This is a genomic window from Mesorhizobium quangtriensis (assembly GCF_040081925.1).
GTDB classification, from domain to species: Bacteria; Pseudomonadota; Alphaproteobacteria; order Rhizobiales; family Rhizobiaceae; genus Mesorhizobium_K; species Mesorhizobium_K quangtriensis.
In genome coordinates this window covers 503,554-530,388 of sequence record NZ_JBEBMF010000002.1, presented here as the reverse complement: position 1 = coordinate 530,388, position 26,835 = coordinate 503,554, and the positions used below count along the sequence as shown (strand labels likewise).

Annotated in this window: 27 protein-coding genes and 1 pseudogene; 19 read left to right on the top strand and 9 right to left on the bottom strand. The window is 61.7% G+C overall.

Going from position 1 to position 26,835, the window contains the following annotated elements; genetic code table 11:
- The first annotated feature begins 67 nt into the window (after positions 1–67).
- From ABMA32_RS11285 to ABMA32_RS11260, 6 genes are all read left to right on the top strand, one after another.
- On the top strand, positions 68–865 hold the full coding sequence (locus ABMA32_RS11285; RefSeq protein WP_349013856.1) for a thymidylate synthase: 798 nt from the start codon (positions 68–70) through the stop codon (positions 863–865).
- On the top strand, positions 865–1,386 hold the full coding sequence (locus ABMA32_RS11280) for a dihydrofolate reductase (RefSeq protein ID WP_349013855.1): 522 nt from the start codon (positions 865–867) through the stop codon (positions 1,384–1,386). The genes ABMA32_RS11285 and ABMA32_RS11280 overlap by 1 nt, the downstream gene beginning before the upstream one ends.
- A gap of 116 nt (positions 1,387–1,502) precedes the next feature.
- Positions 1,503–2,609, top strand: coding sequence for an FtsH protease activity modulator HflK (gene hflK, locus ABMA32_RS11275; RefSeq protein WP_349013854.1), 1,107 nt, complete (start codon positions 1,503–1,505; stop codon positions 2,607–2,609).
- Entirely contained in the window at positions 2,609–3,604 is a 996-nt protein-coding gene (gene hflC / locus ABMA32_RS11270; RefSeq protein ID WP_349013853.1) for a protease modulator HflC, read from the top strand. The genes hflK and hflC overlap by 1 nt, the downstream gene beginning before the upstream one ends.
- A 9-nt stretch (positions 3,605–3,613) precedes the next feature.
- On the top strand, positions 3,614–3,799 hold the full coding sequence (locus tag ABMA32_RS11265; protein WP_349013852.1) for a DUF2065 domain-containing protein: 186 nt from the start codon (positions 3,614–3,616) through the stop codon (positions 3,797–3,799).
- Between the two features lie 176 nt (positions 3,800–3,975).
- Positions 3,976–5,433, top strand: coding sequence for a DegQ family serine endoprotease (locus ABMA32_RS11260; protein WP_425475538.1), 1,458 nt, complete (start codon positions 3,976–3,978; stop codon positions 5,431–5,433).
- Between the two features lie 27 nt (positions 5,434–5,460).
- On the opposite strand, the gene ABMA32_RS11255 is transcribed toward ABMA32_RS11260, so the two are convergent.
- Positions 5,461–6,021, bottom strand: coding sequence for a GNAT family N-acetyltransferase (locus ABMA32_RS11255; protein ID WP_349013850.1), 561 nt, complete (start codon positions 6,019–6,021; stop codon positions 5,461–5,463).
- On the bottom strand, positions 6,018–6,905 hold the full coding sequence (serB, locus tag ABMA32_RS11250; RefSeq protein WP_349013849.1) for a phosphoserine phosphatase SerB: 888 nt from the start codon (positions 6,903–6,905) through the stop codon (positions 6,018–6,020). The genes ABMA32_RS11255 and serB overlap by 4 nt, the downstream gene beginning before the upstream one ends.
- On the opposite strand from serB, the gene miaA reads away from it, so the two are divergent.
- Entirely contained in the window at positions 6,889–7,842 is a 954-nt protein-coding gene (gene miaA / locus ABMA32_RS11245; protein ID WP_349013848.1) for a tRNA (adenosine(37)-N6)-dimethylallyltransferase MiaA, read from the top strand. The two genes, serB and miaA, sit on opposite strands and share 17 nt — an antisense overlap.
- A 67-nt stretch (positions 7,843–7,909) precedes the next feature.
- On the top strand, positions 7,910–8,701 hold the full coding sequence (locus ABMA32_RS11240) for a GGDEF domain-containing protein (protein ID WP_349013847.1): 792 nt from the start codon (positions 7,910–7,912) through the stop codon (positions 8,699–8,701).
- A 43-nt stretch (positions 8,702–8,744) separates the two neighbouring features.
- Here the strand turns inward: ABMA32_RS11240 and ABMA32_RS11235 are convergent, their stop codons facing one another.
- Positions 8,745–10,571, bottom strand: coding sequence for an ATP-binding protein (locus ABMA32_RS11235; protein WP_349013846.1), 1,827 nt, complete (start codon positions 10,569–10,571; stop codon positions 8,745–8,747).
- 363 nt (positions 10,572–10,934) lie between these two features.
- Between ABMA32_RS11235 and ABMA32_RS11230 the strand changes: the two genes are divergently transcribed.
- Both ABMA32_RS11230 and ilvN read left to right on the top strand, forming a co-directional pair.
- Positions 10,935–12,731: an acetolactate synthase 3 large subunit gene (locus ABMA32_RS11230; RefSeq protein WP_349013845.1), complete on the top strand. Its 1,797-nt coding sequence runs from the start codon at positions 10,935–10,937 to the stop codon at positions 12,729–12,731.
- 59 nt (positions 12,732–12,790) lie between these two features.
- Entirely contained in the window at positions 12,791–13,363 is a 573-nt protein-coding gene (gene ilvN, locus ABMA32_RS11225) for an acetolactate synthase small subunit (protein WP_292764397.1), read from the top strand.
- 19 nt (positions 13,364–13,382) lie between these two features.
- On the opposite strand, the gene ABMA32_RS11220 is transcribed toward ilvN, so the two are convergent.
- On the bottom strand, positions 13,383–14,132 hold the full coding sequence (locus ABMA32_RS11220; protein WP_349013844.1) for a hypothetical protein: 750 nt from the start codon (positions 14,130–14,132) through the stop codon (positions 13,383–13,385).
- A gap of 140 nt (positions 14,133–14,272) precedes the next feature.
- On the opposite strand from ABMA32_RS11220, the gene nthA reads away from it, so the two are divergent.
- From nthA to ABMA32_RS11205, 3 genes are read left to right on the top strand one after another with little or no spacing between them, the layout of a single operon-like run.
- Complete coding sequence (gene nthA, locus ABMA32_RS11215; protein ID WP_349013843.1) at positions 14,273–14,902, top strand: nitrile hydratase subunit alpha; 630 nt, start codon at positions 14,273–14,275, stop codon at positions 14,900–14,902.
- Positions 14,899–15,558 carry a nitrile hydratase subunit beta gene (nthB, locus tag ABMA32_RS11210; protein WP_349013842.1) on the top strand — a complete coding sequence of 220 codons (660 nt, stop codon included), beginning with the start codon at positions 14,899–14,901 and terminating at the stop codon, positions 15,556–15,558. Before nthA ends, nthB begins: the two co-directional genes overlap by 4 nt.
- 19 nt (positions 15,559–15,577) lie before the next feature.
- Positions 15,578–15,907, top strand: coding sequence for a nitrile hydratase accessory protein (locus tag ABMA32_RS11205; protein WP_425475537.1), 330 nt, complete (start codon positions 15,578–15,580; stop codon positions 15,905–15,907).
- 9 nt (positions 15,908–15,916) lie between these two features.
- Here ABMA32_RS11205 and ABMA32_RS11200 read toward each other — a convergent pair whose 3' ends face one another.
- A complete protein-coding gene (locus ABMA32_RS11200) occupies positions 15,917–16,621 on the bottom strand; it encodes a gamma-glutamylcyclotransferase (RefSeq protein ID WP_349013840.1) in 705 nt (234 codons plus the stop codon).
- Between the two features lie 159 nt (positions 16,622–16,780).
- Here ABMA32_RS11200 and ABMA32_RS11195 point away from each other — a divergent pair, with 159 nt between their 5' ends.
- Positions 16,781–17,908, top strand: coding sequence for an ATP-dependent DNA helicase (locus ABMA32_RS11195; protein WP_349013839.1), 1,128 nt, complete (start codon positions 16,781–16,783; stop codon positions 17,906–17,908).
- On the opposite strand, the gene ABMA32_RS11190 is transcribed toward ABMA32_RS11195, so the two are convergent.
- On the bottom strand, positions 17,871–18,734 hold the full coding sequence (locus ABMA32_RS11190) for a glycosyltransferase family 25 protein (RefSeq protein ID WP_349013838.1): 864 nt from the start codon (positions 18,732–18,734) through the stop codon (positions 17,871–17,873). The genes ABMA32_RS11195 and ABMA32_RS11190 overlap by 38 nt on opposite strands.
- A 174-nt stretch (positions 18,735–18,908) precedes the next feature.
- Between ABMA32_RS11190 and ABMA32_RS11185 the strand changes: the two genes are divergently transcribed.
- Positions 18,909–20,825, top strand: a complete 1,917-nt coding sequence (locus ABMA32_RS11185; protein WP_425475521.1) for a potassium transporter Kup — start codon at positions 18,909–18,911, stop codon at positions 20,823–20,825.
- 50 nt (positions 20,826–20,875) lie between these two features.
- On the opposite strand, the gene ABMA32_RS11180 is transcribed toward ABMA32_RS11185, so the two are convergent.
- Positions 20,876–21,763, bottom strand: coding sequence for an SDR family oxidoreductase (locus ABMA32_RS11180; protein ID WP_349013837.1), 888 nt, complete (start codon positions 21,761–21,763; stop codon positions 20,876–20,878).
- A gap of 129 nt (positions 21,764–21,892) precedes the next feature.
- On the opposite strand from ABMA32_RS11180, the gene ABMA32_RS11175 reads away from it, so the two are divergent.
- The 3 genes from ABMA32_RS11175 to ABMA32_RS11165 all read left to right on the top strand — a co-directional run bounded on the left by ABMA32_RS11175 (position 21,893) and on the right by ABMA32_RS11165 (position 24,989).
- Complete coding sequence (locus tag ABMA32_RS11175) at positions 21,893–22,297, top strand: winged helix-turn-helix transcriptional regulator (protein WP_349014720.1); 405 nt, start codon at positions 21,893–21,895, stop codon at positions 22,295–22,297.
- Between the two features lie 65 nt (positions 22,298–22,362).
- On the top strand, positions 22,363–23,652 hold the full coding sequence (locus ABMA32_RS11170; protein ID WP_349013836.1) for an adenylate/guanylate cyclase domain-containing protein: 1,290 nt from the start codon (positions 22,363–22,365) through the stop codon (positions 23,650–23,652).
- Between the two features lie 119 nt (positions 23,653–23,771).
- The gene (locus ABMA32_RS11165) at positions 23,772–24,989 is read left to right on the top strand and encodes an FAD-dependent oxidoreductase (RefSeq protein ID WP_349013835.1); all 1,218 of its coding nucleotides are present in this window, start codon (positions 23,772–23,774) and stop codon (positions 24,987–24,989) included.
- 9 nt (positions 24,990–24,998) lie between these two features.
- On the opposite strand, the pseudogene ABMA32_RS11160 reads toward ABMA32_RS11165, so the two are convergent.
- Positions 24,999–25,346: pseudogene (locus tag ABMA32_RS11160) on the bottom strand (ribbon-helix-helix domain-containing protein); the annotation flags it as partial.
- A gap of 29 nt (positions 25,347–25,375) precedes the next feature.
- Complete coding sequence (locus tag ABMA32_RS11155) at positions 25,376–25,969, bottom strand: DJ-1/PfpI family protein (RefSeq protein WP_425475520.1); 594 nt, start codon at positions 25,967–25,969, stop codon at positions 25,376–25,378.
- Positions 25,970–26,165: 196 nt separating this feature from the next.
- Between ABMA32_RS11155 and ABMA32_RS11150 the strand changes: the two genes are divergently transcribed.
- The gene (locus ABMA32_RS11150; protein ID WP_349013833.1) at positions 26,166–26,813 is read left to right on the top strand and encodes a TetR/AcrR family transcriptional regulator; all 648 of its coding nucleotides are present in this window, start codon (positions 26,166–26,168) and stop codon (positions 26,811–26,813) included.
- Positions 26,814–26,835 lie beyond the last annotated feature (22 nt).

The following is a 26,835-nucleotide window of genomic DNA, read 5'->3' as shown; positions in this document are numbered from 1 at the left end:
GCATGGCGGTCGGTGCATGCCGGCGGAGAATGCCCTATATTGCGTTCATCACGAATCGAAGGGCGCCATGCGTCAATATCTTGATCTTCTCCAGCACGTCCTCGACCATGGCGTCGATCGCTCCGACCGTACAGGAACGGGCACGCGCGGCGTTTTCGGCTACCAGATGCGTTTCGACCTCGCCGAGGGCTTTCCGGTTCTCACCACCAAGAAGCTGCACCTGCGCTCGATCATCTACGAACTGCTCTGGTTCCTGAAAGGCGATACCAACGTCAAATATCTGCGCGACAATGGAGTCACCATCTGGGACGAATGGGCTGATGAGAACGGTGACCTGGGCCCGGTCTATGGCAAGCAGTGGCGTTCGTGGCCGACCGGCGAGGACGGCAAGTCGATCGACCAGATCAAGAACCTGCTCGTCCAGCTCGAAAAGAACCCGTATTCGCGCCGGCTGATTGTTTCAGCCTGGAACCCGGCCGAGGTGGAAGCGATGGCGCTGCCGCCCTGCCATTGCCTGTTCCAGTTCTACGTCGCCGACGGCAAGCTGTCCTGCCAGCTCTACCAGCGCTCGGCCGACATCTTCCTCGGCGTGCCGTTCAACATCGCTTCCTATGCGTTGCTGACGATGATGATCGCACAGGTCAGGGGGCTGGCGCTCGGCGATTTCGTCCACACGCTGGGCGACGCGCATCTCTATTCAAACCATTTCGAGCAGGCGCGCGAACAACTGAAGCGGGAGCCCAAGCCGCTGCCGACGATGTGGATCAATCCGAAAGTGAGGGACCTGTTCGCCTTCGAGTATGAAGACTTCCGGCTGGAAAACTACGTGGCGGACGCCAACATCAAAGCGCCGATCGCCGTCTGATGCATGTCGCGATCTACGTCGCCATCGCGGAAAACGGCGTCATCGGCCGTGACGGCGGGCTTCCCTGGAAGCTATCGACCGATCTGAAGCGCTTCAAGGAAGGCACGATGGGCAAGCCCATTGTCATGGGCCGCAAGACTTGGGAGAGCTTTCCCAAACGTCCATTGCCCGGTCGCCTCAATATTGTCGTCACACGCGATAAAACCTACCGCGCCGAGGGCGGCGAAACCGCGCAGTCTCTCGAGGATGCCATCGCGCTCGCCACTATCCGCGCTCGCTGCATGGCCAATGTCGATGAAATCTGCGTGATCGGCGGGGGCCAGATTTATGATCAGGCTCTGCCCTTAGCGGATCGACTCTACATCACGCATGTGCTCGCAAGTGTCGATGGCGACACGGTTTTTCCGCCTGTAGACCCTGCGGTCTGGCGGCTCGTGAGCGCCGAGGACTATCCTGCCGGCGAGAGGGATTCGCATTCGACGCGCTACGCGGTTTACGAACGGCGCGCTTCAGTGCATTGAAATCCAAAGAAAAGCGGCGCGTTGAAAGCGAGGCCGCTGATCCCTATAGAGGGGTCACAAGGGAGGCACGCGGGCCATTCGGCCGCGCGTCCGGGTAAAAACGCGAAAGGACATTTATGCCCTGGAACGACAAGAGCGGCGGCGGCGGCCCGTGGGGCGGCGGCGGCAACAACAATGGGGGCAGTGGTGGCCCATGGGGCCAGGGACCGCGTGGTCCGAGCGGCCCGCAGGGTGGTCCGCCCGATCTCGAGGACATCATCCGCCGCGGACAGGACCGGTTGAAGCAGGCGCTTCCCGGCGGCGGAGGCCCGAGCCCGGCGTTGTTCGGCCTGATAGGCCTGGCGCTTGTCGCCTTCTGGCTGTGGCAGTCAATCTACACCGTACAGCCGGACGAACTCGCAGTCGAATTGCGCTTCGGCAAGCCGAAGGAAGAAATTTCTGAGCCCGGCCTGCACTTCCATTGGTGGCCGATTGAAACGGTCAAATACGCGAGCACGGCTGAAAAGCTCATTCAGGTAGGCGACACCCGAGGCGCTCAGTCGTCGGGCCTGATGCTGTCCGGCGATCAGAACATTGTCGATGTTCGCTTCTCGGTCGCCTATCAGGTTGCCAATCCCGAAGAGTACCTGTTCAGGGTTGCAGATCCCGACGACATGGTGCGCCAAGTGGCGGAAAGCGCCATGCGCGAGGCAGTCGGACGCCGCCCGGCCCAGGATATTTTCCGTGACGATCGTCAGGGCATCGCCGACGCTGTGCGCGGGATCATCCAGACCACTGTCGATGAGTATGGCGCAGGTATCGCCATCAACGCCATTTCCATCGAGGATGCGGCGCCGCCGCGTGAAGTCGCCGACGCGTTCGACGAGGTGCAGCGCGCCGAGCAGGACGAGGATCGCTTCGTGGAAGAGTCCAACCAGTATTCAAACCAGCAGCTCGGCCAGGCTCGAGGCGAGGCTGCGCAGATCCGTGAAGAGGCGGCCGCCTACAAGAATCGGATTGTCCAGGAAGCCGAGGGTGAGGCGCAGCGCTTCATCTCGGTCTACGACGAATACGCCAAGGCGCCCGACATCACCCGTGAACGCCTTTTCCTGGAAACGATGGAGAAGGTGCTCAAGGATTCAAACAAGGTGATCATCAATCAGGACGGATCGGGAGTCGTGCCATACCTGCCGCTGCCTGAACTGCAGAGGCGTAACCAGACTCCGGCGCAGGGGGCGAACTGATGGCCAACCGTCTTCCCTTCATCGCCATCATCGGCGCCGTCGTCCTTTTCCTCGTCTATTCCGCGATCTTCGTCGTGAATGCGGGCCAGCAGGCCATCGTGTTGCGCTTCGGCGAAATCGTCGACGTCAAGACGGAGCCCGGCATCTACTTCAAGGCGCCGTTCCCGTTCTTTGAGGCGGACAACGTGCAGATCATCGAGAATCGTATCCTGCGCTTCGACCTCGACGACATCCGCGTGCAGGTTTCCGGCGGAAAGTTCTACGAGGTCGATGCCTTCGTGGCGTATCGCATCTCGAATGCGCGGACGTTCCGACAGGCGGTTTCGGGCAGCGTCGCGCAGGCGGAAGCACGGCTTCGCACCCGTCTCGACGCGGCCTTGCGCCGGGTCTACGGCGTACGCGGCTTCGAGTCGGCGCTGTCGGAAGAGCGCGCGTCGATGATGCGCGAGGTTCGTGACCAGCTCCGGCCGGACGCTGCCTCGCTCGGCCTCGAGATCGAGGATGTCCGCATCCGTCGTACGGACCTGACGGCAGAAGTCTCGCAGCAGACCTATGACCGCATGAAGGCCGAACGCCTTGCCGAAGCCGAGCGCCTGCGCGCTCGTGGTCGCGAGGCGGCGCAGCGTATTCGCGCCCGCGCCGACCGCGAGGTGGTCGAGATCGTCGCCGAGGCACGCAAGGAATCGGAAATCCTGCGAGGCGAGGGCGAAGCCCAGCGCAACGGCATCTTCGCCGAGGCCTTCCAGCGTGATCCTGGCTTCTTCGAGTTCTATCGCTCGATGATCGCCTATTCGAACGCGCTGCTTGGCACCGGCACAACCATGGTGCTTTCGCCGGACTCTGACTTCTTCCGGTATTTCGGCAGCGCCCAGGGCAACCGGGCCGTGGCTCCAGCGGCACCCGCCGCGACCCCGGCACCGCCTGCGCCTACGGGCGCAACGACCGGTGCGATAACCGCCCCGGCTCCGTCGGACACGACAGCGGCCAGCCCGTAAGGGTTGGCCGTGTCCGATTTCCTGGCGGCAATCGGCCTCGTCCTCGTGGTCGAGGGCCTTGTGTATGGCGGCTTTCCCGGTCTTGCCAAACGGCTTGCCGCCGAGGTTCTCAGTACGCCAGAGAACCTCCTTCGTATCGCCGGCCTCGTGTCGATCGCGGCAGGGGTCGGCATCGTCTGGCTGGTGCGAGGATAACGCAGGATTTATTCTGCGTCCGATGGTCAAAGTCCTAAACAGGCCTTATTTCTTGCGAACATGACCGCGAGCCCTGCCAAGGGCGTTCTCCAGACATGGACCGGAGCCGCCGTATGAAGTCCCAACGTAACTCACCATGGCTGCGCCGGACGTTGTTTTCGGCTGCGGCGGTCGTGATGCTGGGGGGCGGCGTGGTGCCGTCATTTTCCCAGACACAGCCTGATCCCGTGACGCCAAACCGGACGCAGGCCGGGCCTGCTTCGGTCGCCGATCTCGCCGAGGGGCTGCTTGACGCCGTGGTTAACATATCGACCTCGCAGAACATCAAGGGGACCGAAGGGCCGGGCAGCGTGCCGATGCCGCAGGCGCCGGAAGGCTCCCCCTTCCAGGATTTCTTCGATGAGTTCTTCAAGGACCGGCAGGGAGGAGATGGCGGCCAGCGTCAGGTCCAGTCGCTGGGTTCGGGCTTCATTATCGATGCCGCGCAGGGCATCGTCGTCACCAACAACCACGTCATCGCCGACGCCGACGAGATCGAGGTCAACTTCGCGGACGGGTCGAAACTCAAGGCCGAATTGGTCGGCACGGACACCAAGACGGATATCGCTGTCCTCAAGGTGGATCCGACGCTGAAAAAGCTGAAGCAGGTGAATTTCGGCGATTCCGACACGATGCGTATCGGCGACTGGGTGATGGCGATCGGCAACCCGTTCGGCCTCGGTGGATCCGTTACTGTCGGTATCATCTCGGCTCGCAACCGCGACATCGACGCCGGTCCCTATGACGACTTCATCCAAACGGACGCGGCTATCAACCGGGGCAATTCGGGCGGGCCGCTGTTCAACATGTATGGCGAGGTCGTCGGCATCAACACGGCCATCATCTCCCCGTCCGGCGGTTCGATCGGCATCGGCTTCTCAATACCGTCGGAGATGGCGATCGGCGTTGTTGCGCAGCTTCGCGAGTTTGGCGAGACCCGACGCGGCTGGCTCGGCGTTCGCATCCAGCCGGTCACTGACGAGATCGCCGAAAGCCTCGGCCTCAAGCTTGCGCAAGGCGCGCTGGTTTCCGGCATCATCAAGGGCGGGCCGGTCGACAACGGGACGATCGAAGTCGGCGACGTCATTCTCAAGTTCGACGGGAAGGACATCAAGCAGAGCCGCGAATTGCCGCTTGCCGTGGCTGAGAGCCCGGTCGGTAAGGAAGTCGATGTCGTCGTCGTCAGGAAAGGCGAAGAGAAGACCGTAAAGGTCACGCTCGGCCGACTTGAGGAAGGCGAGAAGCTTGCCGAGGCCGAAGGCACACCGCCGGAAGAGGATGGTGGTCCAGTGGCCACTGCCTCTGTGCTTGGAATGACCGTCGGCGAACTCAATGACGAGGCGCGCAGCAAGTTCGGTATCCAGCCGGATGTTTCGGGCGTAGTGATCACCGAGGTTGCGCCGGACTCCCTCGCTGCCGAGCGTGGCGTCACCGCAGGCGATGTCATCACGGAGATCGCTCAGGAATCAGTGTCGACGCCGAAGGATGTGCTCGACCGTATCGCCGCGCTGAAGGAGCAGGGACGCAAGAACGCGTTGCTCATGCTTGCTTCCAAGACCGGCGAACTGCGCTTCGTCACGATCCGGATGGATTGATGGCCGCGGGCAGTTTCGGCTGCCCGCCTACAGGCTGTGACGACGCTGCCATTCCTCGCGCCGAATTCTGTAGAGCACATGCCGCTTCAGAGCCGGGTCGATGACTTTCGGATGATCGAAGTCGCCGGACGGATCGCGTTGCATGCCGATGCGCTCCATGACCGAGGTTGAGCGCGTGTTGCTCCATACCGCGAACGAGATGATCTCTGCGAGGCCAAGCTCTGTGAAGCCGAAGGCGAGAAGCGCGTTCGCGCCCTCGCTTGCGTAGCCCTTGCCCCAATGCTCGGGCACAAGCCGCCAGCCGATCTCGAAGGTTCCGTCGGAGGCAATTCCGGGAATCTCAACCGGATGGAGCCCTATGAAGCCGATGCATTCGCCAGCCGCAGCTATCTCGGCCGCCGTCCAGCCAAAACCGTCGCGCGCGATTTCGCCCGTCAGTTGATCCATGAAGCTGTCGGCTGCAGGCGCGTCACGACGGAAATCGAAGAATTCCATCACCCGGTCGTCGGAGTTGATGCGGCGGAAGACGGTCCGGTCGCGCTCTTCCCAGTTTCGCAGGATGAGCCGGGACGTTTCGATGGGTTTCACGCGGCGAACTCTTCCTCGCGATAGCCCTGCAGGTAGAGAAGAGCGGTCAAGTCGCCATGGTCTATGCGGATTTGCGACTGGGCCGCAACTGAAGGCTTGGCATGCAAAGCAACGCCCATGCCGGCCAGCCTTATCATGTCGAGATCGTTGGCGCCGTCGCCGACTGCGATGACGTCGTCGGCGTCCGCGCCGTGCGCGATGGCTATTTCGCTGAGTGCCTCGGCCTTGGCCGCGCGGCCGAGGATGGGTTCGGCCACTTCGCCGGTCAGCAGCCCATGGGCTTCGATCAGGCGGTTTGCACGGTTTTCGTCGAAGCCCAGCATTGCGCCGATCTTTGAGGTGAACACGTCGAAACCGCCGGAAACCAGCGCAGTCCAGGCGCCGTTCCCGCGCATGGTCCGGACCAAGGTCTTGCCACCTGAGGCCAGTGTCAGCCGGTTTTTGACGATCCGGTCCACCACCGAGAGTTCCAGGTCCTTCAGCAATGCGACGCGCTCCCGCAAGGCCGGTTTGAAGGCGATTTCACCATTCATCGAGCGCGCCGTTATCTCGGCGACGCGGTCCTTAAGTCCAACCTCGTCGGCGAGTTCGTCGATGCATTCCTGGTCGATCATGGTGGAATCCATGTCGGCCAGAAGGATTTTCTTGCGTCTGTTAGCGGCGTTGTGGACGACGATGTCGATGGGGTGGTTGGCCAGCGCTTCGCGCAGACGCGCGTCGGCGTCCGCTTTGTCGAGCCCCTCGGAAAGCGTCAGGTCACAAGCGATCCCGCTGCCAAGCCACGAGATCGCGCTTGCGCCGATCGCATCGGAGGCGATAGTCGCGAGCGCTGGCGTCAAATGGCGCTTGGCAGGATGGGAAATCAGCGTGGCGACGAGAGGCATCGGGCAATCCGGCGGACATCAGCTTATCAGGAACGCGATCCTGATAGCCGGGCCGACCGCGAGCGGCAAGTCGCGGCTGGCGCTTGAGCTTGCCACGCGGCTGGGAGGCACGGTGGTCAATGCCGATTCGATGCAGGTCTATTCTGTCCTCGACATCCTGACCGCCCGCCCCGGCGAAGAGACGGCGCAGATACCGCATGTGCTTTACGGACATGTCCACCCCAGTGTCGCCTATTCCACGGGAGCATGGACACGGGATGTCCTCATGCAGGCTGGGCCGGACATGTTTGGTGGGAGGCGTCCGATCTTCATCGGAGGGACGGGGCTGTATTTCCGGGCGCTGGAGGAGGGCATGTCGCGGATGCCCGAGGTGCCCGACCAGATCCGGACGAAATGGCGGGGCGAACTTGCGGACAAAGGAGCGGATGCCTTGCACGGCGTCTTGTCACGAATGGATCCACGATCCGCGGAAACCCTCAAGCCCGGTGACAGCCAGCGCATCGTGCGTGCACTGGAGGTTTTCGACAGCTCCGGGCGGTCGATCCTGGACTGGCAGGCCAAACGCGGCCGGCCGCTGGTCGATCGCGACAGCTCCAGCTTTATTGTTCTTGAGCCGGAGCGCGAAGAACTCGTCGCCCGCATCAACAGGCGCCTCGATGACATGATCGCGGCAGGTGCGCTTGACGAGGTCAGGGCGCTGGCTGCGCTCGATCTGGATCCCGCGCTTCCCGCCGTGAAGGCGATCGGCTTCCGCGAGCTCCGCGCGGCACTCTCCGGGAAGACGACCATCGCGGAGGCCATAGAGCGCGCCAAGATCTCCACGCGCCAATACGCAAAGCGCCAGTCGACCTGGTTCCGCAATCAACTGGGGCCGCATTGGCGGCGCATTTCCGGCGGCGAGGATATCGCAGCGCAACTGGGTCCAAGCGCTTTGTAACCTTGCGATTAACGCTCCGTAAGGTCCCGGGTGTCATAAGCGGGTCGGTGCCGTCAGCGGAGTGTTCATGCGCTTCCACAAGTCAGAAGCCGCTTTTTTTGTCTTCATTGCGGTCATCCTTGCGGCGGGCGTGATCATCTTTCACGCCTACGACCTTCTTTTTTCCATCGCTCAGGGCCTCGGCCAGTCCGAGCGCTTCGGCGACATCGCCTACCTGTCAAAGCTTCTTTTCGGTGCGGGCCTGTTGCTCGCGACAGGCCTTTTCTTCGGTCTGTTCTTCATCTTTCCGCTCATACGGCGCCAGGTACGCGAGGAGAACAAGCTTCGCGCCATGACCGAAACCCTGTCTGCGCATTCGCGCAGCCTCGAACGGGCGGCGCTGACGGATTCGCTCACCGGGACGCAGAACCGACGCTACTTCGATGACGCGCTGAAGGAATATCTGGATGAATTCAGGCGGGTAAACAGGCCGGTCGGCCTGATGATCGTCGACCTCGACCATTTCAAGCAGATCAACGACACGCATGGACACGACGTTGGCGACGAAGTGCTGAAGGCCGTCGGCAACTGCCTCAAGGACATGACGCGTTACCACGACGTGGTTGCGCGTTTGGGAGGCGAGGAATTCGCAGTCGTTGCGCCCAACATGGACATGGAGATGATGGTGCGGTTCGCCGAGCGTATCCGCAAGGCGATCAGCGGCATGGCCATCGTCTCAGGCAACGTGCGGCTGAAGATTACGGCGAGCGTGGGACTTGCGGTCTGGGACCGCAGGGAGCCGGCCGAAGCGCTCTACAGGCGCGCCGACCAGCAGCTCTATCAGGCGAAGAAGACCGGACGAAACCGCGTCTGCGCCTGAGCCGTCAACTCAATTTGCGTCGACAGTTTTGACGTCCGGCTTGTCAGCCTCGTGAGCCGAAGCGACCAGGCTTCAGGCCGTAGCCGAAGTCCAGGTCGTCCTGACCGGCTGGCTGCCGCTGAGCAGCAACTGGCTCCGGCTTGCGATAGCCGGGGTCGCCGGGCTGAAGCTGAGCGCTGACCGGTTCGGCGAAGGCGAGGTTGGTCGGGGCCTTCGGCACATTGCGCAGCCGCTCGACGATGTGAATGAGATCCACGTCGTCGCTGCCGCCGGATTTCTCGCCTTCTTCCGGCTTTGCCGTTCCGGGAATAAGGTTTGCGGCGAGGCGCTCGAATTTCAGGCGCATCGTCGTTGCCACGCCTTCGCCGAAGGCGATCGCCTCGCGCTGGCCCATGGACGAAAGGAAGGCGAGGCTGGACGCGGAGGAATCCGCGATTGCCGAGCGGATGATTGCCTGGTCGTGCTCGTTGGCCAAACGCATGGCGAAGAAGGTCGAACACTGCGACAGGATCGTCGGATCGAGTTCACCAGGGCGCTGCGTGATGACGCCGAGATAGCAGCCGTACTTGCGGCCTTCTTTGGCGATACGCGAAAGCGCATGCCTCGTGGGCGCGAAGCCGAGACGCGGATCGGCCGGCATGTAGCGGTGCGCTTCCTCGCACATGACCAGAAGCTTCAGCTTGCCCTCGCTCCACAGGGCAAGATCGAAAGCCAGGCGTGCCAGGACCGAACAGACGGAATTCACCACTTCCGAGGGCATTCCGGCCATCTCGAAGCAGGTCACGCGCCGGCCGTCATGCGGGACACGGAAGATGTTGCCGATGGTCTCGTGGATCGTGTCCTCGATCAGCCGCGAATTGAACATGAACTTGTAGCGCGGGTCGGCGACAGCGGATTCAATGCGCGTCCTGAGCGACTTCAAAGTCGGGCGGTCGTTCTTGCTTTCAAGCAGGCCCATACGCTCGTCTATCTGCTTGATGAGATCTGCCATGCGGTAGGGCACCGGCGTGTCGGCCGTCAACGCGTCGCTTCCGCGGCGAACGAATGCGCCCGACCCCGGGTTGCGATAGAGATTTTTCGCGATCGGTATCAGGTCGCGCAGCACGTCCACTTCCTCCGGCTCGGACTCGCGGCCGCGGAACAGCACCTCGGTCAGTTCCTCCAGCCGGAACATCCAGAAGGGAAGGTCGAGCGAATTGGCATCGACGCGTACGCAATGTTCGGGCAGGGATGCCGCGAACTCGTTGTGCGGGTCGAGGATAAGAATACGAAGGTCAGGGCGGGCCTCGATGGCCTTGCGCATCAGAAGCGAAACGGCGGTGGACTTGCCGACGCCGGTGGTGCCGACGATCGCGAAGTGCCTCGCCAGCGTGTCGTCGATGGCGATGCGCGCCTCGATTGACTCATCCTGCGACAACTGGCCGATCATGACGGAACGGCGTCCCGCGAGGTCGTAGACGGCCTGCAGGTCGCCGGTGCGGATGCGATGTGCGACCGCGCCGATATGCGGGTAGATTGTGATGCCGCGGTCGAAGATCGGCGGCTGCGGCGCCTCGCGGTCGCGAACCTCGCCGACCAGTTCGACACTGACCTGGATGGCGTTCCGTTCGCCGGGACGCCACGAAAGGTCGCCCTTGTTGATCGCGTAGACAAGGCCCACAGTGCGTGCGATGCCGAGATTGATGGAGATCATCCGGCCGACAGTCCACTGTTCCGTTACCGTCCCGTCTTCCTCATCCGCATAGGCGGTGATCGTGGCGCGCGCGCCATCGCAATGCACGACATGACCGAGGATGCGCTTGTCGTTTTGCTGATCGTCGCGGCGCTCCTGCGACGTGGTCTCTCCACGGGAGATGTCCTGTGCATACATACCGCGATGTCCCCTAAGCCTATGTTCCAGAACCTAACAAATGGCGGTTAAAGCCACGTGTGGCGGGATGGTTGAGGAGAGGTTTACGCGCACGGTAAAATTGCATGTTGTCTGCGTGTCGCTCGCGGAGCTTTCATTTCAAAACACCTAAAAAACCCGATTGACTCGCGGCGGTTTCCATACTTATTGTCCGCGCCCATGAACACGGCACTCATTCTCGTAGTAGGATTGCGCATGGGCAGGGCGGTATAACCGCCGGGCGACAGCACCCCATGCGCAAAGACGAAGGCTCCCTCGGGGGCCTTTTTTGTTATTCGGACCAAGACAAAACAGAATACCGATCAGAAAAACGGAAGCAGGACGATGACCAACGGACAGAGCGAACAGCGCGAGGCGCCAAATCTCGAAATGACCGGCGCCGAGATGGTTGTCCAGGCGCTCAAGGACAACGGCGTCCTGCATCTTTTCGGCTATCCAGGCGGCGCGGTCCTGCCGATTTATGACGAATTGTTCCAGCAAGATGCAATCCAGCACATCCTTGTCCGCCACGAACAGGGTGCGGGCCATGCAGCCGAGGGTTATGCCCGCTCGACCGGCAAGCCGGGCGTCGTGCTCGTCACGTCAGGTCCTGGCGCGACCAACGTCGTCACTGCGTTGCAGGACGCCCTCATGGATTCCATCCCCCTCGTCTGCCTCACCGGGCAGGTGCCGACCGCGCTCATCGGTTCGGACGCGTTCCAGGAATGCGACACGGTCGGCATCACGCGCCCCTGCACCAAGCACAACTGGCTGGTGAAGGATGTCAACGACCTCGCGGCGACGATTCACGAGGCGTTTCACGTCGCCACGACAGGTCGTCCCGGCCCGGTCGTCGTGGACATTCCGAAGGATGTGCAGTTTGCCAAGGGCACCTACACGCCGCCGCAGACCGCGCCCCGCACCTCTTACCACCCCAAGCTCCAAGGCGACCTGGGGAAGATAAAGGCGGCTGTCGAACTGATGGCCGGCGCAAAGAAGCCGATCATCTATTCCGGCGGCGGCGTCATCAATTCCGGTCCGCAGGCAAGCCAGTTGCTGCGTGAACTTGTCGACCTCACCGGCTTCCCCATCACCTCGACCTTGATGGGGCTCGGGGCGTATCCGGCGAGCGGCAAGAACTGGCTCGGCATGCTCGGAATGCACGGCACCTACGAGGCCAACATGGCCATGCACGATTGCGACGTGATGGTCTGCATCGGCGCGCGCTTCGACGACCGGATCACCGGCCGGCTGAACGCGTTCGCGCCGAATTCCAAGAAGATCCACATCGATATCGACCCGTCCTCGATCAACAAGAACGTGCGCGCCGATATCGGCATCCTGGGCGATGTCGGCCGCGTGCTCGAGGATATGGTGCGGCTGTGGCGAGCTTCCGCCAAGACCGACAAGAGGACGCTGCACCCCTGGTGGGAGCAGATCGCGCGCTGGCGCGCCAGGGATTCGCTCGCCTACCGTATGAGCGACGACGTGATCATGCCGCAATACGCGATCCAACGGCTTTTCGAACTGACCAGAGGCCACGATACCTACATCACGACGGAGGTCGGCCAGCACCAGATGTGGGCGGCCCAGCATTTCCATTTCGACGAGCCCAACCGCTGGATGACGTCGGGCGGCCTCGGCACCATGGGTTACGGCCTGCCGGCGGCTCTTGGTGTCCAGATCGCGCATCCGGACTCGCTGGTTATCGACATAGCCGGCGATGCCTCCGTGCAGATGACCATGCAGGAGATGAGCTGCGCCGTTCAGTACGAAGCGCCGATCAAGATCTTCATCCTGAACAACCAGTATATGGGCATGGTAAGGCAATGGCAGCAATTGCTGCACGGCAACCGGCTGTCGCATTCCTACACCGAAGCGATGCCCGATTTCGTGCTGCTGGCGCAGGCCTATGGCGCACACGGCATTCGCTGCGAGAAGCCCGGCGACCTCGACGATGCGATCAAGGAGATGATCGACGTGAAGAAACCGGTGCTGTTTGACTGCCGTGTCGCGGCGCTTGCCAACTGTTTCCCGATGATCCCGTCCGGCAAGGCACACAATGAGATGCTGCTGCCCGACGAGGCCACCGACGAAGCCGTTGCGAACGCCATCGACGCCAAGGGCAGGGAGCTGGTGTAGGGACGAAAGCCCTTGCACAGCAACCCGTTAGAGCCAGTTTCCGAGACAGAGATTCAAAAATGAACGCCCAGCTACAACCTACCGGTTCCGCCTATTTCATCGCTAAGGAGACCGAGAAGCCGGAGACGCACACGCTATCTGTGCTCGTCGACAACGAACCGGGCGTCCTTGCCCGCGTCATCGGTCTTTTCTCCGGGCGCGGCTACAATATCGAGAGCCTGACCGTCTCGGAAACCGAGCACGAAAAGCGACTATCGAGGATAACCATCGTGACGCGGGGCACACCGCATGTGCTTGAGCAGATCAAGCATCAGCTCGAGCGCATCGTGCCGGTGCATGGCGTCGTCGACCTGACGGTTCGGGCAAAGGAACTTGGGCAGGAACGGCCGCTGGAACGCGAGCTTGCTCTGGTCAAGGTCGCCGGCAAGGGCGACGAGCGGGTCGAGGCGCTGCGTCTTGCCGACGCTTTCCGCGCCAGCGTGATCGATGCCAACACCGAGCATTTCATCTTCGAGATCACCGGCAAGGGCTCGAAGGTCGACCAGTTCATCGCCATCATGAGGCCACTTGGCCTTGTGGAAATCTGCCGGACCGGCGTGGCCGCCATGAACCGCGGCCCACAGGGGATGTGATCTCGATTTCCTGTAGGCGTCAGAAGCCGACGTCTTCGTTCACGTAGAAGGTGTTCAGCAGTGACTCGCGCGGATGGTCGATCGGTGTGGTGATCTTCGAGCGGCCATGCCAACTCATCTTCATCAGTGAATGATAGGCCTTCAGGACAACGAAGGCGTAGCCGACATTCGGCAGGAAGGGCAGGGTCTTGACTGGCTCCAGCCCGTAGGAGCCGACATGCAGCAAGCCCTTTAGCGACGCCTGGTAGAGCGTTGTGCCGAGATCCTTCTGGCTCCCGTCCGGCGGGCAGTAGAGCTGCATCGTGAGCACCTTCTTGCGGGCGTCGGGATGCGGCTTAATCTCGTAGCCGTCCTTGTCGTTGTAGAGGACCGGCTTGGCGACGAGCTTCAACTTTTCGGGGGCGCCCACCTTGTCGCCCTTGGCGCGGATCACGAGCCCCTCATGCAGTTGCCGGCGGATGGCGTCTTCGACTTCGCGGGATGTCAGCATCTCCGAGACGCCCGCCCACATCGCACGGATATCGGGATCGATCTTATCGACATTCTCGCCGTAGAGGCGCAGGCCGCTACGCGTTGCCGTTATGGGCGCGTAGCCCCTGGACGGGATGGAACCGAGCAGTTCGGTGTAAAAGTCATTCGGGAAGAAGTCGCGGAAGAAGATGTGGGGAAACGGCAGCGAGAACTGATCGGCCGCGTCAATGCTTCGGACAGCGCTTGCGATCAGTTCGCGTGTGAGGCTGCTCTCTTCGGCTTTGGCCGCGATGGACATGCGGTTCCCTTGTCCTTGCCCGGATGGCCGGGATTCTTGGTCAAGCCAGCCGCAAAACACAACTCTTTTATTCAAGTTTAGTGGCTCTGGCCCGATAGTCTTAGCTTGCTGCTGTACAGGCAAACTCGTAATTTCCGGGGATGTCTCACGATCATGATCACGACCATGACAATGAACTGGACCCGATGGCCGCGCGGGTACGGGCGCTGGAAACCATCCTGACGCAAAAAGGACTGATCGATCCAGCCGCCGTCGATGCCATTGTCGATGCCTACGAGACGAAGGTGGGGCCTAGGAACGGTGCGAGGGTTGTGGCACGGGCCTGGGCGGATCCTGAATTTGCAGAATGGCTCAGGAGGGACGCGACAGCCGCTATCGCCTCGCTTGGCTTTACCGGTCGGCAGGGCGAGCACATGCAGGCCACATTCAACACCGACGAGACGCACAACCTCGTCGTCTGCACGCTGTGCTCCTGCTATCCGTGGAGCGTGCTCGGACTGCCGCCTGTGTGGTACAAGGCGCCGCCTTATCGCAGCCGCGCCGTCATCGACCCACGTGGAGTTTTGGCGGAGTTCGGCTTGAGCCTTCCGGCCGACACGAAAATCCGCGTTTGGGATTCGACCGCAGAACTGCGCTATCTCGTCGTTCCGCAAAGGCCTTCCGGGACGGAAGGCTGGAGCGAGGAAAAGCTTGCCAATCTGGTAACCCGCGATTCCATGATTGGAACGGGCCTCGCGCGGGAGCCCGACGAAGGATCGATAGCGGCATGAACGGCCCGCACGACCTCGGCGGCCAGATGGGACTCGGACCTGTTGCCCCGGAACAGGACGAGCCGATCTTCCATGCCGCGTGGGAGAAGCGTGCGCTCGGCCTGACGCTCTGTGCTGGTGCCATGGGAGCATGGAACATCGACGAGAGCCGCCACGCCCGGGAGAACCGCCATCCGGTCGACTACCTTTCGTCAAGTTACTACGAAATCTGGATCAAGGGACTGGAACGGCTGCTTACGCGTCACGGTTTCCTCAGCGAGCGCGACCTCGCGGAGGGCAGGGCGGTCGACGGCGCTTCGCAGCCCAAGCGCGTTCTGCAGGCAGCCGACGTGCCCGCCGTACTGGCGCTGGGTGGCCCATGTGACCGGCCGGTTGCAACGCCGCCCCGGTTCAGGGCAGGCGACAGGATCGTCACGCGCAACTTCAGTCCAACCGGACATACGCGGCTCCCGCGATACGCCCGCGACAAGCGGGGGGTGGTGGAGGCCGTGCGTGAGGGCTTCGTTTTTCCGGATACGAACGCCCGGGGCGCGGGCGAGAACCCTCAATGGGTATATACGGTGGTGTTCGACGGTTGCGAGATCTGGGGCGACGATGCTGATCCGACGCTGACGGTGTCAATCGATGCCTGGGAAAGCTATCTTGAACCGGCCTGACTCCGACGGTCCGTCAGACATGCCCAACGCTTTGGACGCTCCGGTTTTTGCGGAGCCGTGGCAGGCGCAGGCCTTTGCCCTGACTGTCGCACTGCATGAGCGCGGCCTGTTTTCATGGAGCGAATGGGCGGACGCTTTGTCGGCCGAGGTGAAAAAACCTGACGCGGCAACCGATGGCAGCGACTATTACGAGCGCTGGCTTGCTGCTCTGGAGGGGTTGCTTGCCTCAAAACATCTCGCGCTCAGGTCAGATGTCGATGCCGTCGCTGCCGCATGGGAGCGGGCTGCCCATGCGACCCCGCACGGAAAACCGATCCTGCTGGAAAACGATCCGTTGCACCGTAGCTGAGGCCATCCCTTAACCGTTGGTCCCGCCACCTCTCAGCCGTCCAATCTCCACCGCCACAAGCTCCTGCAGGTGCCACAGATTGCGGTCGTGGATGCCGAATTCCTCGAGCTTGACGATGGTGTTGTAGAGATAGGCGGCGTTGGAGCCGAGATGTCCGCAGGCGCGGGCGATCCGGCGTGCGGCCTCTTCGGGTTGCAATTTCAGGAACGGAAAGCCGGGCGTTGGGGCGGCCCAGAAGGCAAGCGCCCTGAGCCTGCCATTGTCAGTCTCGACGTGAAGCCAACGCGTGTTGTCGAGATCGCCCTGATATTCCGCTTCGCGATAGAGCATGCGGAAAAGCTGCTGTCGCCGATCCTTGTCGGGCATGCGCAACGCGACGCCGTGGCACGTTCCTCCCCGCTCGATCACCATCATCTGGCCGGGCTGGTCGGGCGAGCCACGCCAGCGCGGCAGTTCCATGGAAAAGGACCGATGCCATCCATGCGCGGTGGCGCGGATCGTCTCGACGGCCTCGAATTCCGGCTTCCAGATCAGAGAGCCATAGGCAAAAAGCCAGAGCTGTTCGCCGGCATCTTGGTCGAGTTCGGCGGCCTTGGCGGAGACTTCGGCGTCGGTCAGCTGCATATAGCGCGGATCGGGGCCTGGATCTGCAACGTCGCGTTCGCAAAGCGCGACCAGTCCGGCTGTGAGCGAAAGGGCGCGCCGCTTTGGCATGACCTGATTCCCGCCTGTCCAGGGCATGCTATCCGGGCTTTCGGGGGTGTAAAGCGCTTGACATGGCCTGAATACAAGTTCACTTTTTGTTCTTTCGATGAGCGATGCATGCAGGATTGTGTCCTTGCTCCGTCGGCCCGAATCTTGCCAGTCAGGCGCATGGAATTTTCTCCCCAGCAGGATGATGCCCTGAAGGCCGTGGCGCGGTGGCTGAAGGCAGGCCGGCCACAGATTTTTCGGCTGTTCGGCTATGCGGGGACAGGCAAAACCACGTTGGCCCGCTATTTTGCCGAGCATGTCGATGGTCAGGTGCAGTTCGCCGCCTTCACAGGAAAGGCCGCACAGGTCCTGCGTTCCAAGGGCGCCACTAACGCCCGCACAATCCACTCGTTGATCTATCGGCCGCGTGGAGAGGAGGCCGTCGAGGACGAGACGACAGGCAGGACATCGATGTCACCGACCTTTGCGCTCAACCGGCAGAGCCCGGTGGCGCGCGCGAAACTCATCGTCGTCGACGAATGCTCTATGGTGGATGAACAGCTTGGACGCGATCTGCTGTCGTTCGGGACGCCGATCCTCGTCCTGGGAGATCCGGCGCAGCTACCGCCGATATCGGGCGGCGGGTTTTTTACCGAGCATGAACCCGACGTGCTGCTCACCGAAATCCATCGTCAGGCGCGCGACAATCCGATCATCCGGCTGGCGCTCGATGTTCGCGAGGGGCGGGAGTTCATGCGCGGCGACTACGGTACGGCGCAGGTAATAGGACGCGAGGATGTCACACAGGATCTGGTCCTCAAGGCCGATCAGGTGCTGGTCGGCACCAACCGGACTCGCCGGCGCTACAATTCACGGCTGCGCGAGTTGAAGGGGTTTTCGGCGTCTTATCCCCAGGCCGGCGACAAGCTCGTCTGCCTTCGTAATGACCCCGCCAAGGGCCTGCTCAACGGCTCCCTGTGGAAGGTCATGACGTCATCACGGGAGACTGTGAAGCCGGGGATCAACCTGCTGGTGTCGCCCGAGGAAGACGATCCGGATCGCGGCGTTGCCAAGATCAAGTTGCTGAAGGCGGCGTTTGACGACCCCGACGGGGAAATCGCGTGGCAGCAGAAGAAGCGATATGACGATTTCGACTACGGCTACGCGCTGACAGTCCACAAGGCGCAGGGCTCGCAATGGAACGAACTTGTGCTTTTCGACGAAAGCTTTGCCTTCAAGGATACACGCCAGCGCTGGCTCTACACGGCGATTACCCGGGCCGCCGAACGGCTGACTGTTGTGCGCTGACCCCGCTGTCGGCAAAGGGAACGACCATTCGCTTCGACCATAGCCAGTACCATGCGGGTTTGGGGCCATTCGCAAGCTGGCGCAGGAGTCTGAGGATTTCGCGGCCGATCCTTTCGCGCAGGGGCGGCCTGCTTCGTTTCTTTTCGTCCTGCTGGCGCTTGCCACGGCTCGGCTGTGCGTCGCTTATGAGTATACTTTCGGGAACGTCGAATTCCGGCGAAGACTCCCACCGGAATATCGCCATGCCCGGAACCGTGCAGCGTATGCGCTTTACATCTCGAAACGGGCTTCGTGGGGAGTAAAGGATGTCGTCGACCGGCATCGCAAAGCGCTTCGGGGATGAGAGGATCCGGCGCGCATAATCCGCTGAGATGATGTAGGCTCCGGCGCCGGTCTGGTAACCGACGGGCATGTACAGGGATGTTCCGAGTGGTCCCGGTTCGGCCCATCTGCGCAGCCTCACACTGCAGAGTTGTGCCTCAAGCCTCAGCAACCCGACATCCGGCTTCTTCCAGTCGAAATCCGTCAGGAAAGCGGCGAGGCGTGACGAGAGCTTGTGATCGTCCTCGATTACCAGCACATGGTCGCGACCTTCGTCAAACATGTGCTTCCAGGCCCGGAAGTGGCTGACCGATATGGCGACTTCCACAGGCGACATCGTTTCGCCGATTGCGGCAAGGGACAGGGGCGCGATGTCGTTGCTGGTGAGGGTGTCGGGGGTTGTCGCAGGCAGCCGCTGTATATCGAGACCGAGAGCGACAAGTTGCTCTTCCATGAAGGCGCGCCGGTCGGTTCTCCTGTCGAGATTGATGTAAAACGCCAGCACTTTGCCCGCTCCTCCGTGCTGCAAAGCTGCTTATCCGAGTTAGGCGAGCCTTGTCACGAGACGGTTTCCGCTGCGTGAATTGCGCTAAGCGTGAAACGCGTCTATTGCAATGCAACAATTGCCAAAGACAGGCCGCTCGTGTAGAGCCGCGCCCGTTTTGCGGAGTAGCGTTTCATGACGCAGCAACCAGCCGGCGGCGAGGTCGATGCAGGAGGCCATGCCGACCATCCCCGCGGGACGGGCAGGACCGGCGTGCTCATGCTCGGTGCGCTTGGCGTTGTCTACGGTGATATTGGCACGAGCCCGATCTATGCGTTTCGCGAAGCGCTGCATGCCGCGTCCAGCGGCGAAGCGGTCAATCGTTCGGAGGTGTTGGGCGTCCTTTCATTGATAGTCTGGGCGTTGACGCTGATCGTCACCGTTAAATACGTGATATTTGTCCTGCGTGCCGATAACGGAGGTGAGGGCGGAACGTTGTCCCTTATGGCACTTGCGAGACGAGCCTACCCCCGCGCAAGCGGGGCTATTCTCGTCACCGGCATCTGCGGTGCAGCCCTATTTTTTGGCGATGCGATCATCACGCCGGCCATTTCGGTGCTCTCGGCGGTGGAGGGCCTGAAGGTCGTAACCCCAGCGTTTGATCCCTATGTGGTCCCGATCACATTGCTGATACTCGCGGCGCTTTTCGGCGTACAGCGGTTCGGCACCGGAAGCGTGGCGAGTGTGTTCGGTCCAATAACGCTCTTATGGTTTGTTTCTATCGGCGCGGCCGGGATCTCCCACATAGTGGATGATCTGAGCGTCTTTCTTGCGATCAATCCTTACTACGCGATCGCGTATCTCGTTGGGCAGCCGGAAGTCGCGTTCGTAACCATAGGTGCAGTTTTTCTTGCGGTCACAGGTGCTGAAGCGCTCTACGTGGACCTCGGTCATTTTGGCCGGCGCCCAATCGTGCTCGCGTGGGCCTGGATCGTATTTCCCTGCCTGTTGCTAAACTATTTTGGCCAAGGCGCTTTCATCCTGGCGCACGCCGGGACACCAGAGAATCCATTCTTCGAGATGCTGCCGGAATGGGGACTGCTGCCCATGGTCGGCCTTGCAACAGCAGCAACGGTGATCGCCAGCCAAGCCGTGATATCGGGTGCGTTTTCATTGACACGGCAGGCAGTACAACTTGGCCTGCTGCCGCGCTTTGTGGTTCAGCATACGTCTGAGATGCAATCCGGGCAGATTTACATGCCTCGGGTAAATTTCATGTTGGCAATTGGAGTGATGCTTCTCGTCGTTGGGTTCGGAGCTTCCAGCAACCTTGCTTCCGCTTACGGCATCTCAGTCACAGGCGAGATGCTGGTGACTACAATTCTCCTTTTCGTGGTGATGATCCACCAGTGGAAATGGAAACTGCCAGTGGCGGTTAGTCTGATAGCGCTCTTTGCGGTGATCGATACGGGCTTTTTTGCCGCCAACATTGTCAAGGTCGTAGAAGGTGGTTGGGTCTCTATCTTGGTTGCCGTAGGCATGTCCCTTGTCATGTGGACCTGGATTCGGGGCACTCGCCACCTGTTCGACAAAACGCGCAAGAACGAGATCCCGATCGATTTTCTCGCCGGCAACCTCGCCAAGAAGCCACCGAGCCTGGTGCCCGGTACCGCCGTCTTTCTCACGAGCGACCCGCTCAGTGCTCCGACTGCCCTGATGCACAGCCTCAAGCACTACAAGGTGCTCCATGAGCAGAACGTCATTCTTTCCGTCATTACGGCGCAGCAGCCGACCGTTCCCGAAAGCGAGCGCGCAACGCTGGAGCAAATCAACGACCTGTTCATGCGGGTGACGCTGAAATTCGGCTACATGGAACAGCCGAATGTTCCGAAGGCGATGGCGCTGTGCAGGAAGCAGGGCTGGAAGTTCGACATCATGACGACTTCCTTCTTCCTGTCGCGACGCTCGCTGAAGCCCGCGGCAAATTCGGGCATGCCTTTATGGCAGGACAAGCTTTATATCGGTCTGGCGCGCTCGGCGGCTGACGCCACGGAATATTTCCAGATTCCGACGGGCCGTGTGGTCGAGATCGGCACGCAGGTCGCCATCTGATTTCGGATCGGATTGGCGCGAACCTTCGTCCGTGCCAATCCATTTCCCGATCAGCCGAGGAACGCGGACTTGCTGGCCTCGAAGAACGCCTTGAGCGAGCGCGACTTGCGGCCCGAAAGCGTTTCGACGTCCTTGGTTACTTCGGAAAGGTCGCCGGCGCGCGTGGCAGTGTCGAAGGAGACGAAGGTCGGAATATAGGCTTCCGGTACGCCCGCGGCCTTCATGCCGCCCGCGAGTTGGTCATCGGTCAGGTTGACGACCTGGATGGGCTTGCCGAGGATTTCGCTCGCCAGCTTGGCAATCTCATCGTTCGTGAACGCCTCAGTGCCAGTCAGCGTGTAGGTCGTGCTGGCTGCGGGCGGGTTGGCAAGCGCGCCGGCGATCGCGGCCGCGATATCGTCGCGCGCGACGAACGCCGTGCGACCGTCGCCGGCCGAGGTGTACCACTGGCCGCTCTTCAGCGCCGACGGCAGGCTCATGAAGGCATTCTCCTGGTACCAGCTGTTGCGGAAGATCAGGTGGGGCAGGCCGGTCGCCTTTATGGCCTGTTCGGTACCGAAGTGGTCCGGCGCGAAGCTCACCTTTGAGGATTCGGCCTTGGGCAGCGACGTGTAGGCCAGTCGCTTGACGCCCGCCTTGGCAGCGGCCGCGACGGCAGCCTTGTGTTGGCGCAGGCGTGTTCCCGCTCCGTCCAGGGCATCGGTGGAGACAATGAGGACCGTCCCGGCCCCCGAGAACGCCTTTTCAAGGCCGGCACCGTCATCGAAATCTGCCTTGCGCACCGTAACACCCTTGGCGGCGAGGTCGGACAATTTGTCCGGGCTGCGCGACCCGGCGATGATGCGCGAGGGAGCGACGCCCTGATCCGCCAAAAGATGGTCGATGATGGCGCGGCCGAGATGGCCTGAGGCGCCGGTGACGAAAATGGTTTCGGTCATAGCAGTTGTCCTGTCGGTTACGGATCGGTATAAGCTCTCAAAAAGAGACCATCTCTAGATTAGTAATTGCCCAGCCGGCGTAAAGAGGGCAGTTTTCCGGCAGGTAGTTACGTAAAAGGTACCGCCTTCATGGACGCAAGAATCTCATCCGCCCGCCAGAAAATCGAGATTTACCGGGCCGATGTCGCGCAGGGCGGTCTGGCGAATTGTCCGATCCGCAACGTGGTGCAGAACATCTTTGACAAGTGGAGTTCGCTTCTGCTGATGGCGCTGGCGGAAAAGCCGTATCGATTCGGCGAATTGCGTCGCCTCGTGCCGGACATTTCGCAACGTATGCTGACGCAGACGCTGCGCGACCTGCAACGCGACGGCTACGTGAATCGCGAGGTCTTCCCAACGAAGCCGCCGAGCGTTGAATACAGCCTGACCGAAATGGGTCACCAGATGTACGACTCGCTTCAGCATGTACTGCATTGGGCCGAGAACAATCATGGTCGGGTGCGCGAAGCGCGCGCAAGTTTCGACGCAGGCTGACCATAGGCGTCACTCCCTGAAGCGTTATGCTTGCAATGGCATCACGCCCGGACGAATAGTTATCCATGCGCCACGTTCCCGTCGATCCGGCACCAAGACGTTATCCCGAAACAGTCACGTTGATGCGCCGGCTTTCCGGAGGGCGCTTGTCCGCGCCGGCGGCGCTAACCGTCGATCAGGTCGAAGAATGGCTGCTGGGCGAGGCGGTCGGATACTCCGATCTCATCGTGCTGTTCGAGGCGTTCGTCTGGAGGCTGGTGGCGACCGGACTCCCGCTCGACCGGGCCAGCCTGCATGTCGGAACGCTGCACCCGCAACTCCTGGGGTTCGCCTGGAACTGGAATATCGCGGATGGATTTTGCGACGAAATCAAGGTCGCGGAACAGTCGCTTGGGACAGAAGCCTACCTGCGCAGTCCGCTGGCAATCGTTCTGGAAAAGGGTGAGGTGGTCGATCTTCTCACGGACGATCCGGCCGCTGACGAGCGTTTTTCGCTGACGGCGGACCTGAAGGCGATAGGGATTACGCATTATCTGGCGCTTCCACTCGGCGGCGCGGGCTACCACAATGTGGCAACGGTCGCGACCAGGCAGGCAAGCGGCTTTTCCGACACCCAACGCGTGACGCTCGAGCGATTGCTGCGCCTTCTGGCTCTGCACGTCGAGCGGCATATCGCGATGCGGATCGCGGAAAACGTCCTGGAGACGTATCTGGGCAGACTCGCCGGCCAGCGCGTCCTCACCGGATCGATCAAGCGCGGTGCAGGCAGCCGCGTCGAGGCGATTATCTGGGTATCGGACCTGCGTGGGTTCACCGACCTGTCCGACCGCCTGAAGCCGGCCGAGATGCTGTCCGTGCTCAACGCCTATTTCGAGGAGATCGCAGGCGCGGTCATCGCCAACGGCGGAGAGGTGCTGAAATATATCGGCGACGGCCTGCTCGCGATCTTTCCCTTCGATGACGTGTATGCCGAACGAAATGCGGCCTCCGCTGCCACTGCGGCTGCCATCGCCGCGGAAGCGGCGCTCAATGAACTCAATCGGCAGCCGCCAGCACATCTGGCCGACACCGAAGGCTGGCGACCGCTTCGTTCCGGAGTTGCTCTCCATGCCGGCGATGTTTTCTTCGGCAATATCGGCGCGCCGGAAAGGCTCGATTTCACCGTCATCGGCGCGGCCGTCAACACGGCGAGCCGTGTGGAGGCGATGAGCAAGCAACTCGGCCACTCGATCCTCATGACCGCTGACGTTGCGCGGAACCAGGATCGCGCCGTCAAGTCGCTGGGCTCGTACGCATTGCGTGGCGTGAGCGAGCCTATGGAGATTTTCGGGCTGGAGAAAGAGCCGGGAGGCTGACGCTCCAGGCGATGGCGCGAGCTGAACAAGTTCTGTGACTGCTCTTGATCGGATTTAAGCGTCAGGTCTTTCTGTCCTCCCGGGGGTATATGACGGTTCGGAGTCGAGGCGGGGACGCATTGAAGAAACTGGATATCGCCATCGCCGGCGCGGGGCCGGCCGGGCTCGCTGCGGCGCTGTTCCTGCACAGGGCAGGGCATCGCGTTACGATTTTCGAGCGTTTCGACAAGCCGGCTTCGGTCGGGTCGGGCCTCATTCTCCAGCCGACCGGCCTGACCGTTCTTGGCGGCCTTGGCCTGCTCGACGAGATCATGATGCTGGGCAGCCGGATCGACCGCCTATACGGCGCGGATGCGCGCAGCGGCCGGACGGTGCTTGATGTCCGTTATGATGCCCAGCGCGGCGGCCGGTTCGGGGTGGCGGTACACAGGGCAGCACTTTTCGGTGTGCTTCATCGCGCAGCTATCGGAGAAAACATCGCGATCGAAACCGGCATCGATCTGGATGGGGTCGATGTTGGCAGCAATGCCGTTATTGCTGGCGGAGGAAGAAAAGTCGGCACGTTTGATCTGGTCGTCGACGCCAGTGGCTCCCGCTCCAAATTGCGCCGCTTTGCCTTCCATCCCGAGGAGCCAAAGCCGCTGCCCTATGGCGCATTCTGGGCGTCGCTCGATTGGCGCGGCGAAGGTTTCGAAGACAATGCGCTCGTGCAGCGCTATCAGCGCGCCAGCGTGATGATTGGCGTGCTGCCGATCGGCAGGCCGGAGGCATCAGCGGAGAAGATGGCGGCGTTTTTCTGGAGCCTGAAACCGGACGAGGCGGACCGGGTTAGCTCTGAGGGCCTCGACGCCTGGAAGGCGCGTGTCTGCGGCCTCTGGCCCGAATGCCGTGCCTATATCGATCAGATCGACAGCTTCGACCAACTTACGCTCGCGCGCTATGGCCATCACACGCTGAAGCTGCCGATTGGTCCGCGCCTTGCCATTATCGGCGACGCCGCCCATTCGACCAGTCCCCAACTGGGGCAGGGGGCGAACATGGCGCTGCTCGACGCCGCGGCGCTGGCCCATGTCCTTGCGCAGACCTCGAACATCGATGACGCCCTCGACGCCTATGCCCGCGCCCGCCGTTGGCATGTGCGGGTTTTTCAGGCGCTGTCGTCGATGTTCACGCCCTTCTACCAGTCGGATTCGGCGACGCTTCCGTTCCTCCGCGACCGACTGATCGCCATCGCCGCCCGCATACCGCCAGGGCCGCAGTTCCTGGCCTCGATGGTCGCCGGGACGGCCGTCGATCCGTTCGGGGCGGTGGGGTTGCGCGAAGCCGACTGGGTATAGTCTCGGCTGGTGGTACTTCTCGCGCTCCCGTCCCAGGATCGCCCGGGCGTTCAGCCCGGCGATCGGCCTTGAGACGTCTGTCGGTACGTCGCCCGTCAGTTGCAGGTCGAGATATCGGGCGCAGCAGACGCGCAGGAACGAGGTGAAGTTGCCGAGGTCGTGACCGGCGTCGATCGATTCATGGTGCAGCTTCGTAATGAGCTGCACGACGTTCATGGAATCGCGACGCGCTATCTCTTCCAGTTTCGCCCAGAAGAAATTCTCCAGCCTGACGCTCGTCACCATCCCGTCGATTCGCAGCGAGCGCGTGGTGGATTCCCACAGGCGCGTGTCGGCCTTGATGAAAAGTTCGCACATTGTCTCCTCCCGGGACGTTCGTGCTTCTGTCAGGCGGCCTTGTCGGTGACTGCCCCGCCTGCGGCCAATACCGCCATGAACTGCTTCAGCCAAGCAGGATGCGCGGGCCATGCAGGCGCGGTGACCAGATTGCCATCGGTGACCGCGCCGTCAATGGGGATATCGGCGTAGGTGCCGCCGGCAATTTCCACCTCGGGGCGGCAGGCTGGATATGCGGAGCAGGTCCGGCCCTTGAGCACCTTTGCAGCCGCCAGGAGTTGTGCGCCGTGGCAAATGGCAGCGACAGGCTTTCCGGCTTCGAAGAAGTGGCGGATCATGGCGATCACCTTGTCGTCGAGCCGCAGGTATTCGGGTGCGCGTCCACCGGGCACCACCAGCGCATCGTAGCTGGCGACGTCGATCGAGGCGAAGGTGGCGTTGAGCGCGAAATTGTGGCCGCGCTTTTCCGAATAGGTCTGCTGGCCCTCGAAATCGTGGATCGAGGTTGCGACTGTCTCTCCGGCCTTCTTGCCCGGGCAGACGGCGTCGACCTGATAGCCGCAGGCGAGCAGCGTCTGGAAAGGAACCATCGTCTCGTAGTCTTCGGTGTAGTCGCCCGTGATCATGAGAATTCTGGCGGTCATCACATTCCTCCTTCTGTGTCTGTCGCTTGAAGAAGGCTAACAGAGCCCTGCCACCAGCGGGTATTATCTGACTACTACGGCTCGATTTTCGATCTTTGGCACGCGAAAGGGCCATACCGGGTGCGACTTCCCGCATTGACGGGTGAGCACATTCCGGCTAGTCAGCCGAACCGTAACGTACGGTACGGTTATCAGATTGACCTCGACTGCCGAAAAAGAGACCCCGACGGAGCGCCAGAAGGCGGTGCTTGACGCCGTGCTCGACCTTCTGGTCGAGGGCGGTGACCAGCTTACCATGACTGCGGTGGCGCGGCGTGCGAGCTGTTCCAAGGAAACGCTCTACAAATGGTTCGGCGACCGCGAGGGATTGCTCGCGGCAACCGTCCGGTGGCAGGCGTCCAAGGTCCGCGCGGGCAACTACGACCGGCAGAAACTCGACGCCGAGGCCCTGCGTGACAGCCTCGAGGCCTTCGCTGCCAATTGGCTTAAGGTCATTTCCAGCCGGACGTCCGTCGCGCTCAACAGGGTGGCGGTCAGCCATGCCGCCTCGGGCAAGAGCAACCTCGGTGCGATCGTGCTGGCCAACGGCCGGTTCGCGATTGGCGAACGCCTGAAGCCGCTGCTCGAGGCGGGCAGGGCGGCCGGACTTCTCGTTTTCGAGGATGTGGAAGACACGTTCCGCACATTTTTCGGACTGGTGGGGCGCGACGTGCAGATCCGCCTGCTACTCGGCGATCCCCTCAAGCTCTCACCAGCGGCGATCGAGCAGGACGCCAGGAGGGCTGTCGAACAGTTCTTCGTTCTTTTCGGCGCGCCGTCGCGCGTCAAAATTCGTCAAACCTGAAATCAACAAGGAAGGAAACGTA

Bases quoted from the DNA above. Each gene is read 5' to 3' on its own strand.
- ABMA32_RS11285 (WP_349013856.1), top strand. From the start codon at position 68: ATGCGTCAATATCTTGATCTTCTCCAGCACGTCCTCGACCATGGCGTC.
- ABMA32_RS11280 (WP_349013855.1), top strand. From the start codon at position 865: ATGCATGTCGCGATCTACGTCGCCATCGCGGAAAACGGCGTCATCGGC.
- hflK (WP_349013854.1), top strand. From the start codon at position 1,503: ATGCCCTGGAACGACAAGAGCGGCGGCGGCGGCCCGTGGGGCGGCGGC.
- hflC (WP_349013853.1), top strand. From the start codon at position 2,609: ATGGCCAACCGTCTTCCCTTCATCGCCATCATCGGCGCCGTCGTCCTT.
- ABMA32_RS11260 (WP_425475538.1), top strand. From the start codon at position 3,976: ATGCTGGGGGGCGGCGTGGTGCCGTCATTTTCCCAGACACAGCCTGAT.
- serB (WP_349013849.1), bottom strand. From the start codon at position 6,905: ATGCCTCTCGTCGCCACGCTGATTTCCCATCCTGCCAAGCGCCATTTG.
- ABMA32_RS11240 (WP_349013847.1), top strand. From the start codon at position 7,910: ATGCGCTTCCACAAGTCAGAAGCCGCTTTTTTTGTCTTCATTGCGGTC.
- ABMA32_RS11235 (WP_349013846.1), bottom strand. From the start codon at position 10,571: ATGTATGCACAGGACATCTCCCGTGGAGAGACCACGTCGCAGGAGCGC.
- ABMA32_RS11230 (WP_349013845.1), top strand. From the start codon at position 10,935: ATGACCAACGGACAGAGCGAACAGCGCGAGGCGCCAAATCTCGAAATG.
- ilvN (WP_292764397.1), top strand. From the start codon at position 12,791: ATGAACGCCCAGCTACAACCTACCGGTTCCGCCTATTTCATCGCTAAG.
- ABMA32_RS11220 (WP_349013844.1), bottom strand. From the start codon at position 14,132: ATGTCCATCGCGGCCAAAGCCGAAGAGAGCAGCCTCACACGCGAACTG.
- nthA (WP_349013843.1), top strand. From the start codon at position 14,273: ATGTCTCACGATCATGATCACGACCATGACAATGAACTGGACCCGATG.
- nthB (WP_349013842.1), top strand. From the start codon at position 14,899: ATGAACGGCCCGCACGACCTCGGCGGCCAGATGGGACTCGGACCTGTT.
- ABMA32_RS11205 (WP_425475537.1), top strand. From the start codon at position 15,578: ATGCCCAACGCTTTGGACGCTCCGGTTTTTGCGGAGCCGTGGCAGGCG.
- ABMA32_RS11200 (WP_349013840.1), bottom strand. From the start codon at position 16,621: ATGCCAAAGCGGCGCGCCCTTTCGCTCACAGCCGGACTGGTCGCGCTT.
- ABMA32_RS11195 (WP_349013839.1), top strand. From the start codon at position 16,781: ATGGAATTTTCTCCCCAGCAGGATGATGCCCTGAAGGCCGTGGCGCGG.
- ABMA32_RS11185 (WP_425475521.1), top strand. From the start codon at position 18,909: ATGACGCAGCAACCAGCCGGCGGCGAGGTCGATGCAGGAGGCCATGCC.
- ABMA32_RS11180 (WP_349013837.1), bottom strand. From the start codon at position 21,763: ATGACCGAAACCATTTTCGTCACCGGCGCCTCAGGCCATCTCGGCCGC.
- ABMA32_RS11175 (WP_349014720.1), top strand. From the start codon at position 21,893: ATGGACGCAAGAATCTCATCCGCCCGCCAGAAAATCGAGATTTACCGG.
- ABMA32_RS11170 (WP_349013836.1), top strand. From the start codon at position 22,363: ATGCGCCACGTTCCCGTCGATCCGGCACCAAGACGTTATCCCGAAACA.
- ABMA32_RS11155 (WP_425475520.1), bottom strand. From the start codon at position 25,969: ATGACCGCCAGAATTCTCATGATCACGGGCGACTACACCGAAGACTAC.